Consider the following 14,314-nt stretch of genomic DNA (forward strand, 5'->3'; position numbering starts at 1 on the left):
TGTTTGATCCGAGTCCCGTTTCGGTTTAGGTTCGACACACGCACAACGGACGTGACACCAGCACCACCTGCCCCACGTCCACTGCTACCGATGGAGGTATCTCGATGAAGGACGACAGCTCATCCGGCACGGTCGGCGGGCGCGCGTCAGCGACCGGCTCGGCCACGACCGCCGACACCGAGTCCGGTCTCACCGAACGTCAGCGGCGAGTGCTCGAGGTGATCCGTGCGTCGGTCGTCGAACGCGGCTATCCGCCGAGCATCCGGGAGATCGGTGACGCCGTCGGATTGACGTCCACCTCGTCGGTCGCGCATCAACTGCGCACCCTCGAACGCAAGGGGTTCCTGCGCCGCGACCCCAACCGTCCCCGCGCCGTCGACGTGCGTCTGCCGGGCGAGAACGGGCGCCCCGAAGAGGTCTCTGCCGTCGCGCAGGACGATCTCGTCGCCGCGGACACCACGAATCACCTCGACAGCGCGGACACACCGTCGTCGGACGACGATCGCCTGCCCGCACCGACCTTCGTCCCCGTCCTGGGACGTATCGCCGCGGGTGGTCCGATTCTCGCGGAGCAGGCCGTCGAGGACGTGTTCCCGCTTCCGCGCGAGCTCGTCGGGTCCGGCTCGCTGTTCCTTCTCCGCGTCGTCGGTGAGTCGATGATCGACGCCGCCATCTGCGACGGTGACTGGGTGGTCGTGCGTCAGCAGAACGTGGCCGACAACGGGGACATCGTCGCCGCCATGATCGACGGAGAGGCCACCGTCAAGACGTTCAAGCGGACTGGTGGGGACGTCTGGCTGCTCCCCCACAACGACCTGTTCGAGCCCATTCCCGGGAACGACGCCGTGGTGCTGGGCAAGGTCGTCACCGTGATGCGCAAGCTCTGATTCCGGACACACGAACGCCGGCGCTGGATGTCCAGCGCCGGCGTCGTCGTGTTCGAGGTTCCTACAGGTCCAGACCGCGACCGATGATCTCCTTCATGATCTCCGTCGTGCCGCCGTAGATGGTCTGCACGCGGGAGTCCATGTACGCCTTGGCGATCGGGTACTCCTTCATGTAGCCGTAGCCACCGTGCAGCTGCAGGCACCGGTCGATGAGCTTGACCTGGTTCTCGGTGGTCCACCACTTCGCCATGGCGGCTTCCTGGACCGACAGCTCGTTCGCGTTGAGCTGCTCGATGTACTTGTCCACCATGATGCGGACGGCAGTCGTCTCGGTCGCGCACTCCGCCAGCACGAATCGCGTGTTCTGGAACTTGCCGATCGGCTTGCCGAACGCCTTGCGGTCCTTGCAGTACTGGATCGTCATCGCGAGCGCGGACTCCATCGCGGCAGCCGCGACGACGGCGATCGACAGGCGCTCCTGCGGCAGGTTCTGCATCAGGTAGATGAAGCCCATACCCTCCTGACCGAGCATGTTGGCGGCAGGGATGCGGACGTCGGTGAAGCTGAGCTCCGCGGTGTCCTGCGCCTTCATACCGATCTTGTCGAGGTTGCGGCCGCGCTCGAAGCCCGGCATGTCGCGCTCGACGACGAACAGGCTGAAGCCCTGCGCGCCCTTCTCCGGATCGGTGCACGCCACCACGATGACGATGTCGGCGTTGATGCCGTTGGTGATGAACGTCTTGGAGCCGTTGAGCACCCAGTCGTCACCGTCACGGACGGCCTTGGTCTTGATGCCCTGCAGGTCACTGCCCGTGCCCGGCTCGGTCATCGCGATCGCGGTGATCAGCTCACCGGAGCAGAACCCGGGCAACCAGCGCTGCTTCTGCTCGTCGTTCGTCAGCTCGATGAGGTACGGAGCGACGACGTCGTTGTGCAGCGTGAAACCGATGCCGCTGTACCCACCGGCCGTGGTCTCCTCGGTGACGATGGCGTTGTAGCGGAAGTCCTTGACTCCGCCGCCGCCGAACTCCTCCGGCACTGCCATGCCCAGGAAGCCCTGCTTACCGGCCTCGACCCAGACACCTCTGTCGACGATGTTCTGCGTCTCCCACTCCGCGTGATGCGGCGCGACGTGCTGCTCGAGAAACTTCTTGTACGAGCTGCGGAACAGGTCGTGCTCGGGCTCGAACAACGTGCGCTTCATGATTCTCCTCGTCGTGCGTACGGCGGATCTGTCTCGAGCCTAGAACCAGGTACGAGCGGGGTCGATGACCAGTGCGAGCACGTTCGGTGACCTCGGCGTCGCTGGGCGGATCCGGTGTGCTGAGCCGCGGTATCCGCGGCTCAGCGCACCCAGCCGCCCTAGAGCTCGAGCACCCATCGGTGCCCGACGCGCTCGGCCACCACACCGCCGCCGGTCGCGGACGCGAGGACACCGTCGAGCCGGTCGCCGTCACCGATCACCCGGAGCCGCACGTCGGATCCGTAGGCGACGTCGTCGACGGCGAATCCGTGCACTCGCAGGACGCCCTCCACCCGACCGGCATCAGCATGGGACAAGTCCATCTCGAGGACGTCGACTCGCGCGAGCTCGCCGACCTCCGCGCGGTCGAGCGCCGCACTCACCGCGCCCGAGTAGGCGCGCACCAAGCCACCGGCGCCGAGCTTGACGCCCCCGAACCACCGACTGACGACGGCCACCACATCGACCAGGTCGCGGCCGGTCAGCACGCCGAGCATCGGAACACCTGCCGTACCGCCAGGTTCGCCGTCGTCCGATGCGCGCTGACGGCGGTGCTCCTGATCTGCGCCGACGACGAAAGCCCAACAGTGGTGGCCCGCATCGGGAAACTCTGCCGACACCGCAGCGACCACGTCGAGCGCCTCGGACTCGGTGTGGACGGTGACCACGCGGGCGAGGAACCGGCTCCGCTCGATCACCGTTTCCGCATCGATGTGTCGGGTCGCGACGAGGGCATGCGGCACGGAGCCAGCCTAGACGCGGCGATTGTGCCGAGCCTGCAGGACGAGTGGCGGCAGAACCCAGGCGACGATTGCCAGAGTCACCCACCAGTACTGACCCGGCACGCCGTTCAGAGCGAAGCCGACGACGACCACCGCCGAACCACTGGCACTCCGCAGCAGGTCGACGTCACGGCGACGCACCGCGGGGCCGCGCAACCAGGAGATGCGCTGGTCGCCGCTCTCGCGCACGGTCCGCCTCGTCGACGCAACGGCGAGAACCACAGCAACGATCAGGGCAACAGCCGCAACGGCCGCACGAGCAACAGAGTTCGGCAGCGCGAAGGTCGCCACGACGATTGCAACCCAGACGACGCCGATCAGCGGAACCTTCCACGCCGGCGTCGACGGCCACTCGTCCGGCGCGAGGCGCACGGGTCGCATCGGGTCGAGGTGTGGGTGGCTCACCGCTTCAGCGTGGCACAGACCGCTCAGTCTCGTCGCCGCTCCGACAGCGCGCGCAGCACCGGGTACGCGACCAGGATGCCGACCGAGCCCCACACGATGCCGCCGAGTTCGACGGATCCGATGGTCAGCGTCAAGTCACCGACACCGGCGACGAGGGCGGCCGCCGCGACCATCAGGTTGAGCGGCTTGGTGAAGTCGATCCCCGCTTCCTGCCAGATCCGCACGCCGAGAAGGCCGATGAGACCGTAGAGCACGAGCGTCGCGCCGCCGATGACACCGCTCGGGACCGTGAAGATCAGAGCGCCGAACTTCGGGGAGAACGAGAGCACCAGCGCCGTGGCGGCGGCGACCCAGTAGGCAGCGGTGGAGTACACGCGGGTGGCGGCCATGACGCCGATGTTCTCCGCGTAGGTCGTGGTGCCCGAACCACCACCGGCACCGGCGAGGACGGTCGCCGCGCCGTCCGCCATGAGGGCGTCACCGGCGACGTCGTCGAGGGACCGACCCGTCATCGCCGCGACCGCCTTCACGTGACCGACGTTCTCGGCGACGAGCACCACGACGACGGGCAGGGCGACGAGCACGACGGACAGCTGGAACGAGGGGCCAGTGAACTCGGGCAGTCCGATCCACGACGCGCTACCGAGTGCGTCGACGCGTGCGGGATCGAGAGCACCGGTGACGGCAGCGAACACCCATCCCACGGCGACGCCGACGAGGATGCCGAGGCGACCGATCAGCCCCGGCACCGCGACGGTGACCAGCAGGACCGCCACGAGAGTCACGGTCGCGACGAGCGGCTGAGCTTCGTACGAGGTCGCGGCGGTGGACGCGAGGTTCAGGCCGATGAGCGCCACGATCGCGCCGGTCACGAGCGGCGGCATGACGGCGTCGAGGACGCGGCTCCCTGCCAGCCGGACGAGCAGGCCGACCAGGAACAACACCACGCCCACCACGAGCACCGCGCCGAGCTGCGCAGCGGGACCGTCGCCCGCCGTCGCCGCCAAGGGTGCGATGAAGGCGAAGGACGAGCCCAGGTAGCTCGGGATCCGGCCGCGCGTGGCCAACAGGAAGATCGCGGTACCCAGACCGGAGAAGAACAGCGTCGTCGTGACCGGGAACCCGGTGATGGTCGGCACCAGCAGAGTGGCGCCGAACATCGCGACGACATGCTGCATCCCGATCCCGATCGTGCGCGGCCACGAGAGCCGTTCGTCGGGGGCGACGACCGCGTCGGGCGCCACGGTGCGACCGTCACCGTGGACGGACCAGCGAGGGAAGAACTGCCTGGATCGAGTTGTCGTCACGGCGGAAATGATGTCATGCGGGAAGGCCGGAGGCCGGTCGGCAGGTCACCGGGAAGGCCGGAGGCCGGTCGGCAGGTCACCGGGAAGGCCGGAGGGCGGTCGGAGGGCGGGAGCGCATCACCCGAGCAGGCCGGCGGCAACCTCGCGTGCTTCGGCCGGGCTGGAGGTGGACAGCACGGCCTCGGCCGCGGCCTTGCACTGCTCGAGCGTCACGGTGCCGAGCTTCGCGCCGACACCGGCCACGGCGGCCGACGCGGCCGAGAGGGACGTGACGCCGAAGCCGACGAGGACACAGGCCAACAACGGGTCCGCGGCGGCCTCTCCGCAGACTCCGACAGGCTTGTTCACCGCTGCGCCGGCCTTCGCCGCGTGGGCGACGAGCGTCAGGACTGCGGGCTGCCACGGATCGGTCAGTGCGGCCAGGTCGGCGGACATGCGGTCGGCCGCCATCGTGTACTGCGCGAGGTCGTTGGTTCCGATGGACAGGAAGTCGACGTGATCGAGGATCCGGTCCGCGAGCAGCGCCGCGGCGGGCACCTCGATCATGACGCCGGGGGTGAGCCCGCGTTCCCGCACGTCGGCGGCGAAGGCCTGCGCCTCGGCGGACGTGGCGATCATCGGGGCCATCACCCACGGAGACGACTCGGTCGAGGCCGCTGCGGCCGCGATGGCGTCGAGCTGGCGGTGCAGGATGCCGCGATTGCCCTCGGCGATACGGATGCCACGCACTCCGAGGGCCGGGTTGGCCTCGTCGGCGTGGTTCGCGAAGCGCAGCGGCTTGTCCGAGCCGGCGTCGAGCGTGCGGACGACCACCTTGGTGCCCTCGAACGCGGTGAGCACCTCGGCGTAGATCGAGGCCTGCTCGTCGACGGTGGGCTCGACGTCGCGGTCGAGGAAGCTGAGTTCGGTGCGGAAGAGTCCGACGCCGTCGGCCGCGGTCGACCGGGCTGCGCGAGCGCCGGCGCCGTCCTGCACGTTCGCGAGGATGTCGACACGGTGACCGTCGGACGTCCGGCCGGGCCCGCTCCAGTCGGCGACCTCGGCGAGGTGGGTGGCCGATTCCTCGACCGCGGAGCGTGCCGTGGACGGATCGGGCTCGATCTCGATGCGGCCGGTGGTGCCGTCCACCATGACGAGCGTCCCGGCGGGGACGTCGTCGAGGCCCGTCGCCGCGACGATGCACGGGATGCCGAGCTGACGGGCGATGATCGCGGTGTGGCTGGTGGGTCCACCGAGCGAGGTCGCGAGGCCGACGACCAGCGTGGCGTCGAGTCCCGCGGTGTCGGCGGGTGCGAGGTCCTCCGCCAGGAGAACCGAGGGCTCCGACGGGGTGGGCACGCCGGGCTCCGGGAGATCGGACAGCTCGGCGATCACGCGGTCGCAGATGTCCATGAGGTCGGTGATGCGCTCGGCCATGCGTCCGCCGAGCTTGGCGAACATGGCGACGAACTGGTCCGTCGCGGTGACGGCGGCGTACGCGGCGTCGGAACCCTTGCCGATGGCCTTGACGCCGGCGCCGATCCACCCGCGGTCCTCGGCCATCGCGGCGTTGGCGGCGAGCACCTCGGACGCGGAGCCGGTTGCCAGTGCGGCACGGGCCTGCAGACGTCGACCGACCTCGGCCGCCGCGGCGCGGAAGCGCTCCTTCTCTGCATCGCGCGCGTCCTCGGCGATCTCGACGGCCGTGTCGGGACGTGAGGGGCGCGGCGCCGGGCGGATCGCGGGGCCGTAGCCGACGCCGGGCACCACCGGCGTGCCCTGCACCGCGTGGGCCGTCGGCTGTGCCTCGTTCGCGGTGAGCGATCCCGTCATCTGCTTCCTCCTGCTGCGCGGTGGTGCGGGGGCATCTCGCCTACCCGCTGTGCATCGCGTCTCCCGCGATGGCTCTTGTGACTCAGATTACTCGAACCTCTTGACATGTCAACAGAGACGGGCGTAAAACAACATAAACCAACAGTGAAACAACGGATCGGACGGAGGGGCGGTGAACACGATGTACGCGGAAGAGCGGCAGAACGCCATCGCCGGCCTCATCGGACAGCGCGGTCGCGTCTCCGTCGCCGACCTGGCCGACACGTTCGGTGTCACCACCGAGACCGTGCGCCGTGACCTGGCCTCGCTCGACCGTATGGGCGTCGTGCGCCGAGTCCACGGTGGCGCAGTGCCCGCCACGTCGGTCACCGCGGTGGAGCCAGGGATGGCCGAGCGCGAACACACCCGCGCGAAGGAGAAGGACCGCATCGCCGCTGCCGCCCTCGCCTACCTGCCTGCACCCGGCGGATCCATCGCGCTCGATGCCGGCACCACCACCGGTCGCCTCGCCGCGCTGATCCCCGTCGAGTCGGATCTGACGGTGGTGACCAACTCGCTTCCCATCGCGACGCGTCTCGCCGCGGTTCCGTCCCTGGATCTCCACCTGCTCGGTGGCCGCGTCCGCGGTGTCACGCAGGCGACCGTCGGCGAGGACACCCTGCGAGTGCTCGGGACCGTGCGTGTCGACGTGACGTTCATGGGCACCAACGCGATCAGCGTCGGCCACGGTCTCTCGACGCCCGACACCGACGAGGCCGCCGTCAAGCGCGCGATGGTGAGCGCGGCGGACCGCGTGATCGTCGTCGCGGACTCGGCCAAGATCGGCCTGCAGTTCTTCATGTCCTTCGCCGCACTCGACTGTGTGGACGTCCTCGTCACCGACGACGGCATCACCGACACCGACTGCACCCGTCTGCAGCAACACGGATTGGAGGTGGTGGTCGCATGATCCTCACCCTGACGGCCAACCCCAGCATGGATCGCACCGTCACCCTCGACGTGCCGTTGGTGCGCGGCTCGGTGCATCGCAGCGCGATGACCACGACGGAACCCGGCGGCAAGGGGGTCAACGTCGCACGCGTCGTCACCTCCGCCGGTCGGACCGCCACCGCGGTACTCCCGTGCAGCGGATCCGATCCGCTGCTCAGCGCGCTCGGCACCCTCGGAGTCCGGTACCACGCCGTACCCACGTCGGGTGTCGCGCGCACGAACCTGACCATCAGCGAGTCCGACGGCACGACGACCAAGATCAACGAGCCCGGGGCCGGACTGGCACCCGAGACGGTCGACGCCCTGATGGCGTCGGTCCTGGAACTCGCGCAGCGTGCCGACTGGGTCGTCCTGTCCGGATCGATCCCGCCCGGAATCGACGCCACCTGGTACGGCCGCCTCGTCACCGCGCTGCACGAGGTGTCGGCCAAGGTTGCCGTGGACACCTCCGACGATCCCCTCTCGGCGCTCGCCGCGGGCTTCCCCGCCACGGCACCGGACCTGATCAAGCCGAACGCGGAAGAACTCGCACACCTCACCGGACACGACGGCGCGGCTCTCGAAGCCAGTGCCGCACAGGGTGACCCGTATCCCACGGTCGAGGCCGCGCGCGTTCTCGTCGACCGCGGAGTGGCTGCCGTCCTGGCGACACTCGGTGGGTCCGGGGCCGTCCTGGTCACCGCGACAGGGTCGTGGTTCGCCACCCCTCCCCCGATCACCCCGCGAAGCACCGTCGGCGCGGGCGACTCGTCGTTGGCCGGATACATCCTGGCCGATCTCGACGGCGAGGACGGTGCCGGTCGACTCGCCCGGGCCGTCGCCTACGGATCCGCAGCCGCCGCCCTACCGGGCACCCGGTTGCCGACGCCGTCCGACGTCGACGTCACTGCCGTCCCCGTCCACACCCTCGACTCGTCACCCGCCGTACCCCAGTCCTGATCCCCAGTCCTGATCCCCCAGCTCCACTCCACTCCCAGAGGAAACGACATGTCCAGTCCCACCACGGCTCACGATGCCAAGCCCGGCATCATCGCCGAGGACCTCATCCTGCTCGACGCCGATCTCGGCTCGACGAAGGACGATGTCATCGCCCGCCTCGCTCGCGTCCTCACCGACGCGGGCCGTGCATCGGATGCCGACGCCCTGCGCGACGCCGCGATGGCTCGTGAGGCGCAGTCGGCCACCGGCCTGCCCGGCGGCATCGCGATTCCACACTGCCGCTCCGCCGCGGTCACGACGGCATCGCTCGGATTCGCTCGCCTGAACCCGAAGGTCGAGTTCGGCGCACCCGACGGCGACGCGGACCTGGTCTTCCTCATCGCCGCACCGGAGGGCGCAGGCGCGGAGCACATGAAGCTGCTGTCCTCGCTCGCACGCGCGCTGGTCAAGCCCGCATTCGTGACATCGCTGCGCGAGGCGGCCACCCCCGCCGACGTCGTCGCACTGGTCGAGGGCGTTCTGGCCCCGAAAGCTCCGAAGGCCGCTGCCCCCGTCACCACCACGAAGACCGCTCCTCCCGCTCCGACCGCCACGGCGGACGCTGCCAAGCACATCGTCGCCATCACCGCGTGCCCCACCGGCATCGCCCACACCTACATGGCTGCCGACTCACTCAAGGACGCCGGCGACCGTGCGGGCGTCACCGTGCACGTCGAGACGCAGGGCTCGAGCGGCTCCACGGCACTGGACCCAGCTCTCATCGCGTCAGCCGAGGCCGTCATCTTCGCGACCGACGTGGGCGTCAAGGGCCGCGAGCGCTTCGCGGGCAAGCCCGTCATCGAGTCCGGCGTCAAGCGCGCTATCAACGAGCCCGACAAGATGGTCGCCGAGGCTCTGCACGCCGGCGGTGACCCTAATGCCGCACGCGTCTCCGGCACCGCACCGGGAGCGTCCGCTGCTGCCGCTGCCGGTGGACTCGGCTGGGGCACCCGGTTGCGCCAGATCCTCCTGACCGGTGTCAGTTACATGATCCCGTTCGTCGCGGCCGGTGGACTCCTCATCGCCCTCGGCTTCCTTCTCGGTGGATACGAGATCAAGGGTGTCGCCGAGGACATCATGACCAACAACAGCCTCACCAACCTGCCCGACGGCGGGCTCCGCATCTTCATCGGTGCGGTGCTGTTCCAGCTCGGCGGCCTGGCCTTCGGCTTCCTCGTCCCGGCCCTGTCCGGTTACATCGCCTTCGCCATCGCGGACCGTCCCGGTCTGGCTCCCGGCTTCACCGCCGGTGCGGTGGCCCTGTTCGTCGGTGCCGGCTTCATCGGTGGCCTCGTCGGTGGCCTCATCGCCGGCTTCGTGGCGCTGTGGATCAGCCGGATCGCGGTGCCGCCGTGGCTCCGTGGCCTGATGCCCGTCGTCATCATCCCGCTGGGTGCGACCCTCGTCGTCGGCGGTCTGATGTTCCTCGTGCTGGGTCGCCCGCTCGCTGCCATCACCACCGGCCTGACCAACTTCCTCAACGGCCTCTCGGGCTCGTCGGTCATCATCCTCGGCATCATCCTGGGCCTCATGATGTGCTTCGACCTCGGTGGACCGGTGAACAAGGCCGCCTACGCCTTCGCCACCGCCGGGCTCAGCGTCGACAACGAGGCATCGCTGCGCATCATGGCCGCCGTCATGGCTGCCGGTATGGTTCCCCCGCTCGCCATGGCACTCTCGTCGACTCTGCGTCCGAAGCTCTACAGCGAGGCAGAACGCGAGAACGGCAAGGCTGCATGGCTTCTCGGGGCTGCGTTCATCTCCGAAGGTGCGATCCCGTTCGCCGCGACCGACCCTCTGCGCGTCATCCCCTCGATGATGGCCGGCGGCGCTGTGACCGGCGCCCTGATCATGTCCTTCGGGACGACGCTCAGCGCGCCCCACGGCGGACTGCTGGTGTTCTTCGCGATGAACAACTTCTTCCTGTTCCTGCTGGCTCTGGCGATCGGCACCGTGGTCTCCGCGGCGCTCATCACCGCGGCCAAGCAGTTCGCCGGCAAGAAGCCTGCGGAGATCGTCGACGAACCCGTCGCCGTCGCAGCCTGACACCCACGTCACCACCCCCACAGCTGGCAGTATCGACACCAGCACTCACCTGACGAAGAAGGAGATCACCACGATGCCCAGCACCACGGTCACGGTCGGATCCGCCATCGGCCTGCACGCCCGTCCCGCCGCCGTCATCGCCGAGGCGGTCGCCGACTCCGGCGTCGACGTCACCCTCGAGGTGGAGGGCGAAGAGGCCGTCGACGGCGGCTCCGCGCTCATGATCATGACGCTGGGGGCCACCAAGGGCACCGAGGTCACGATCACCAGTGATGATCAGGCCACGCTCGACAAGGTCGCCGCACTGGTCGCGTCGGACCTCGACGCCTGATCTTCCGCACAGACGACGACGGCCCCCACACACCGTGGGGGCCGTCGTCATGTGTGCTTCTGTGTCTACCGCGACCGGAACAGTCGACGCACGAAGAACAGGGTCAGCACCACGACCACACCGACCGACGCCGCGGCGGCGATCAACGGAACGAGGATGGACCCGGTGGGCTCGGCGGGTACTTCGGAGTCCGCGGTCTCGGTGGCCTCCGGGTCGGCCGGGGTTGAGGCTGCCACATCGCGCAGGACGAGGACGGCGGGAAGAGCTGCGGCCGTGTCCACACCCTGCTCGGACCCGAGCAGCACCTCGTCGTCCGAGGTGAAGGCGATCGACTCGCCCTGCGGCTCCGGCGGGAGCGCGACGACGCGGGCGGGGGCCGACGCGAAGGCCGCGGCCACGTCACCGTCCCGCACGGACCACAGGTACAGATCGGTGTAGGTGCGCACAGCAGCGATGGACCCGTCGGCGCTCACGGCGCCGCCGGTGACCAGGCGACTGCCGTCGAGCAGCGGCGGACCCCCGGGTGTGGTCGTCGCGGACGGCGCGAAGTCGGCCACGCGGCGCAGCGGGGTGGGACCGGGACTCGGGAGATCGGACACCGACGTGTCCGCGGTGTACACGGCACCGGTTCCGAGACCGTCCTTCGTGACCACGACGGGACGGCCGTCGGGCCCGATGAGGAGTGCTTCGGCATCGTGCGCACCGTCGGGATAGGTGAGCCGGTGCAGTTCACCGGCACCACCGGCCGCAGGATCCATCCGGGTGAGGGCCACGGCGTCGCGTCGACGGTCGTTGTCGCCGATGTCCGCGAGCCACAACGACCCCTCGAACGACGAGAGATCCTCGACGTCGTACGGATCCACCGGATTCGGAAGCCACTCCGCGACTGCACACTCGGAGTCGAGGCGCGCGACACGGTCGTCGGCGCCGCTGTCCCCGATCGCGTACACCGTCCCGTCGAGCACCGTCATGCCCGAGAGTTCGGACAGTCCCGGATCGGTCGGCACACAGTACGGCTCCGCATCCGGTGCCTCGGTCTGCGCCGCCGCGGGAGACGCTGCCACGAGCGCCACCACGGCAGCGCCGAGCACCGGCGCGAACCGACGGCTCACGCGCTGTGGGCGTATCGCGTGAGTATCGAGGCCAGCGCCGTCGGCACGGTCGCGTCGATGCGCGTACCGCCGCTCTCGTGACTCGTGCTCGAGATCCGTCCGTCCGCATGGATGCGCGACACCAGGTCGCCGCGGTCGTAGGGCAGCAGGACGCTGACCGACACCTCGGGCGGGCGGACCAGCTCGCCGAGTCGTGTCCGCAGCTCCTCGATGCCCTCACCGGTCTTCGCGGACACGAAGACCGCACCCGGCAGCAGGCCCCGCAGCTGCGTCAGCGTGACGGGATCCGCGGCGTCGATCTTGTTGACCACGATCAGTTCCTCGGGCGCCGCGGCGTTCTGCTCGCGCACCACCGAGACGATGACCTCGCGGACCGCCTCGATCTGCCCGATGGGGAGCGGGTCGGACCCGTCCACCACGTGCAGCAGCAGATCGGCGTCCGTCACCTCCTCGAGCGTGGAGCGGAACGCCTCGACCAGCTGGGTCGGCAGGTGGCGGACGAAGCCGACGGTGTCGGTGAGCACGCACTCGCGGCCGTCCTCGAGCGTCGCCTTGCGCGTGGTCGGATCCAGGGTCGCGAACAGTGCGTTCTGCACCAGCACACCGGATCCGGTCAACGCGTTGAGCAGCGACGACTTCCCCGCGTTGGTGTAGCCGACGATGGCGATGGACGGCACGTTGCCCTGCAGCCGGCGCTCACGTTTGGTGTCGCGGGCCTGCTTCATGCCCCGGATCTCGCGACGTAGCTTCGCCATGCGCTCGCGAATGCGACGACGATCGGTCTCGATCTTCGTCTCACCGGGACCACGCAGGCCCACACCGCCGTTGCTGCCGGCGCGGCCACCCGCCTGACGCGACATGGACTCACCCCAGCCGCGCAGACGCGGAAGCATGTACTCCATCTGCGCCAGGGCGACCTGCGCCTTGCCCTCGCGGGAGGAGGCATGCTGAGCGAAGATGTCGAGGATCAGCGCGGTGCGGTCGATGACCTTCACCTTCACGATCTTCTCCAGTGCCGTCAGCTGCGCAGGCGTGAGTTCACCGTCGCACACGACGGTGTCCGCGCCGGTCGCGATGACCACCTCGCGCAGTTCCTTCGCCTTGCCGGAGCCGATGTAGGTGGAGGCGTCGGGTCGGTCGCGACGCTGCACCAGCCCTTCGAGCACCTCGGAACCCGCCGTCTCGGCCAGAGCCGCGAGTTCGGTCATGCTGGACTCCGCCTCCTCGGCGGAACCGCTGGTCCAGACACCGACGAGCACCACGCGCTCGAGCCGCAACTGGCGGTACTCGACCTCGGTGACATCGGTGAGCTCGGTGGAGAGTCCGGCCACACGGCGCAGTGCGCTGCGATCGTCGAGCTGCATGTCGCCGGTGGACCACTCGGCGTCCTGCTCGAACCCGTCGCTGTGGGAGGAACCTGTCGTGTCGGCCCTGTCGGCCGCTGCATTCGTTGTCGTCATACGAGACCCATGATCCACGAGAACGTCCTGACGTGCACTGTCATTTACGCAACCGTGTCGCGGGGAATACCCGCACCCCGGCCGTCACGCTTCCAGCCCCGCCCACCAGGCGTCCGACAGCTCCCCCGACGCCACCAGCACCGACGGCCCCCGCATCGACGCGGAACCGTTCGACACGCGCACCGACACGACACCACCGGGAACGTGGACGGCCAGCTCGCCGTCGCCGGACCCGTCGAAGCGCAGGGCCGCGACCGCGGCGGCGACGATGCCCGTGCCACACGATCTGGTCTCCCCCACGCCGCGCTCGTGGACACGCATGCTCACCGCACCGTCCTTCGGCACGGTGACGAACTCGATGTTGACCCCGTGCGGGTACACCGCACCGTCGAAGGTGGGTTGCGCCGTGAGGTCGAGGTCGCCGAGGGTCTCCGCATCGAGATCGGCGGACACGCAGGCCAGGTGCGGATTGCCGACGTCGACGCCGATGCCCGTGAAGGACCTGCCGTCGACCTCGGTGTCGGAGGTCTCGAAGACCTGCGGGGTGCCCATCTCGACGGTGACCACGGCGTCGGTGGCGTCGTGCGAGTGCACCGTGACCGGTTTTCCGCCGGCGCGCGATCCGACGACGAACTCGTCCGAGTCCACGAGACCGGCCGCACGAACGTAATGGGAGAACACCCGGACACCGTTGCCGCACATCTCCGCGATGGACCCGTCCGCGTTGCGGTAGTCCATGAACCAGTCGCCGGCGGACACGCCCTCGGGCAGCGCGTCGAGCACGCCGCGGTCGACGAGAGCACCGCTGCGGGCGACTCGCAGTACCCCGTCCGCGCCGAGCCCGGCTCGGCGATCGCACAGCGTCGCCACGCGGTGTGCGCTCAGATCGAGGAGTGCGTCCGGGTCCGGCAGCACGACGAAATCGTTCTGCGTTCCGTGTCCCTTGGTGAACTGCATGGGA

At 69.3% G+C, this 14,314-nt stretch carries 13 protein-coding genes; 5 read left to right on the forward strand and 8 right to left on the reverse strand.

The features are described from left to right. Nucleotides 1-104: 104 nt before the first annotated feature. Nucleotides 105-887 (forward strand): transcriptional repressor LexA, encoded by a 783-nt coding sequence (gene lexA, locus HQ312_RS01930; protein WP_027505145.1) that lies wholly within the window; start codon nucleotides 105-107, stop codon nucleotides 885-887. A gap of 61 nt (nucleotides 888-948) precedes the next feature. Here lexA and HQ312_RS01935 read toward each other — a convergent pair whose 3' ends face one another. The 5 genes from HQ312_RS01935 to HQ312_RS01955 all read right to left on the reverse strand — a co-directional run bounded on the left by HQ312_RS01935 (nucleotide 949) and on the right by HQ312_RS01955 (nucleotide 6,436). After that, nucleotides 949-2,091 (reverse strand): acyl-CoA dehydrogenase family protein, encoded by a 1,143-nt coding sequence (locus HQ312_RS01935; RefSeq protein WP_027505144.1) that lies wholly within the window; start codon nucleotides 2,089-2,091, stop codon nucleotides 949-951. Nucleotides 2,092-2,249: 158 nt separating this feature from the next. After that, entirely contained in the window at nucleotides 2,250-2,873 is a 624-nt protein-coding gene (locus HQ312_RS01940) for a YigZ family protein (protein WP_222637648.1), read from the reverse strand. 9 nt (nucleotides 2,874-2,882) lie between these two features. Further along, nucleotides 2,883-3,317 carry a hypothetical protein gene (locus HQ312_RS01945; RefSeq protein ID WP_222637649.1) on the reverse strand — a complete coding sequence of 145 codons (435 nt, stop codon included), beginning with the start codon at nucleotides 3,315-3,317 and terminating at the stop codon, nucleotides 2,883-2,885. A 23-nt stretch (nucleotides 3,318-3,340) separates the two neighbouring features. Further along, on the reverse strand, nucleotides 3,341-4,624 hold the full coding sequence (locus HQ312_RS01950; RefSeq protein WP_222637650.1) for a uracil-xanthine permease family protein: 1,284 nt from the start codon (nucleotides 4,622-4,624) through the stop codon (nucleotides 3,341-3,343). Between the two features lie 117 nt (nucleotides 4,625-4,741). Continuing rightward, a complete protein-coding gene (locus tag HQ312_RS01955; protein ID WP_222637651.1) occupies nucleotides 4,742-6,436 on the reverse strand; it encodes a phosphoenolpyruvate--protein phosphotransferase in 1,695 nt (564 codons plus the stop codon). Nucleotides 6,437-6,617: 181 nt separating this feature from the next. Between HQ312_RS01955 and HQ312_RS01960 the strand changes: the two genes are divergently transcribed. From HQ312_RS01960 to HQ312_RS01975, 4 genes are all read left to right on the forward strand, one after another. Beyond that, on the forward strand, nucleotides 6,618-7,385 hold the full coding sequence (locus HQ312_RS01960; RefSeq protein WP_027505139.1) for a DeoR/GlpR family DNA-binding transcription regulator: 768 nt from the start codon (nucleotides 6,618-6,620) through the stop codon (nucleotides 7,383-7,385). Then, a complete protein-coding gene (locus HQ312_RS01965; protein ID WP_222637652.1) occupies nucleotides 7,382-8,365 on the forward strand; it encodes a 1-phosphofructokinase family hexose kinase in 984 nt (327 codons plus the stop codon). The genes HQ312_RS01960 and HQ312_RS01965 overlap by 4 nt, the downstream gene beginning before the upstream one ends. Nucleotides 8,366-8,413: 48 nt before the next feature. After that, nucleotides 8,414-10,450, forward strand: a complete 2,037-nt coding sequence (locus tag HQ312_RS01970; RefSeq protein WP_222637653.1) for a fructose-specific PTS transporter subunit EIIC — start codon at nucleotides 8,414-8,416, stop codon at nucleotides 10,448-10,450. A 73-nt stretch (nucleotides 10,451-10,523) separates the two neighbouring features. Further along, entirely contained in the window at nucleotides 10,524-10,781 is a 258-nt protein-coding gene (locus tag HQ312_RS01975) for an HPr family phosphocarrier protein (protein ID WP_027505136.1), read from the forward strand. A gap of 65 nt (nucleotides 10,782-10,846) precedes the next feature. Here HQ312_RS01975 and HQ312_RS01980 read toward each other — a convergent pair whose 3' ends face one another. The 3 genes from HQ312_RS01980 to dapF form a co-directional block, all read right to left on the reverse strand. Then, nucleotides 10,847-11,893: a hypothetical protein gene (locus HQ312_RS01980; RefSeq protein WP_222637654.1), complete on the reverse strand. Its 1,047-nt coding sequence runs from the start codon at nucleotides 11,891-11,893 to the stop codon at nucleotides 10,847-10,849. Beyond that, on the reverse strand, nucleotides 11,890-13,353 hold the full coding sequence (gene hflX / locus HQ312_RS01985) for a GTPase HflX (protein ID WP_027505135.1): 1,464 nt from the start codon (nucleotides 13,351-13,353) through the stop codon (nucleotides 11,890-11,892). The genes HQ312_RS01980 and hflX overlap by 4 nt, the downstream gene beginning before the upstream one ends. Nucleotides 13,354-13,437: 84 nt before the next feature. Continuing rightward, on the reverse strand, nucleotides 13,438-14,310 hold the full coding sequence (gene dapF, locus HQ312_RS01990; RefSeq protein WP_027505134.1) for a diaminopimelate epimerase: 873 nt from the start codon (nucleotides 14,308-14,310) through the stop codon (nucleotides 13,438-13,440). Between the last annotated feature and the right edge of the window lie 4 nt (nucleotides 14,311-14,314).

The organism is Rhodococcus sp. BP-316 (genome assembly GCF_019836105.1).
Taxonomy (GTDB): Bacteria; Actinomycetota; Actinomycetes; order Mycobacteriales; family Mycobacteriaceae; genus Rhodococcoides.

Bases quoted from the DNA above. Each gene is read 5' to 3' on its own strand.
- HQ312_RS01960 (WP_027505139.1), top strand. From the start codon at position 6,618: ATGTACGCGGAAGAGCGGCAGAACGCCATCGCCGGCCTCATCGGACAG.
- HQ312_RS01955 (WP_222637651.1), bottom strand. From the start codon at position 6,436: ATGACGGGATCGCTCACCGCGAACGAGGCACAGCCGACGGCCCACGCG.
- HQ312_RS01965 (WP_222637652.1), top strand. From the start codon at position 7,382: ATGATCCTCACCCTGACGGCCAACCCCAGCATGGATCGCACCGTCACC.
- dapF (WP_027505134.1), bottom strand. From the start codon at position 14,310: ATGCAGTTCACCAAGGGACACGGAACGCAGAACGATTTCGTCGTGCTG.
- HQ312_RS01970 (WP_222637653.1), top strand. From the start codon at position 8,414: ATGTCCAGTCCCACCACGGCTCACGATGCCAAGCCCGGCATCATCGCC.
- lexA (WP_027505145.1), top strand. From the start codon at position 105: ATGAAGGACGACAGCTCATCCGGCACGGTCGGCGGGCGCGCGTCAGCG.
- HQ312_RS01975 (WP_027505136.1), top strand. From the start codon at position 10,524: ATGCCCAGCACCACGGTCACGGTCGGATCCGCCATCGGCCTGCACGCC.
- hflX (WP_027505135.1), bottom strand. From the start codon at position 13,353: ATGACGACAACGAATGCAGCGGCCGACAGGGCCGACACGACAGGTTCC.
- HQ312_RS01935 (WP_027505144.1), bottom strand. From the start codon at position 2,091: ATGAAGCGCACGTTGTTCGAGCCCGAGCACGACCTGTTCCGCAGCTCG.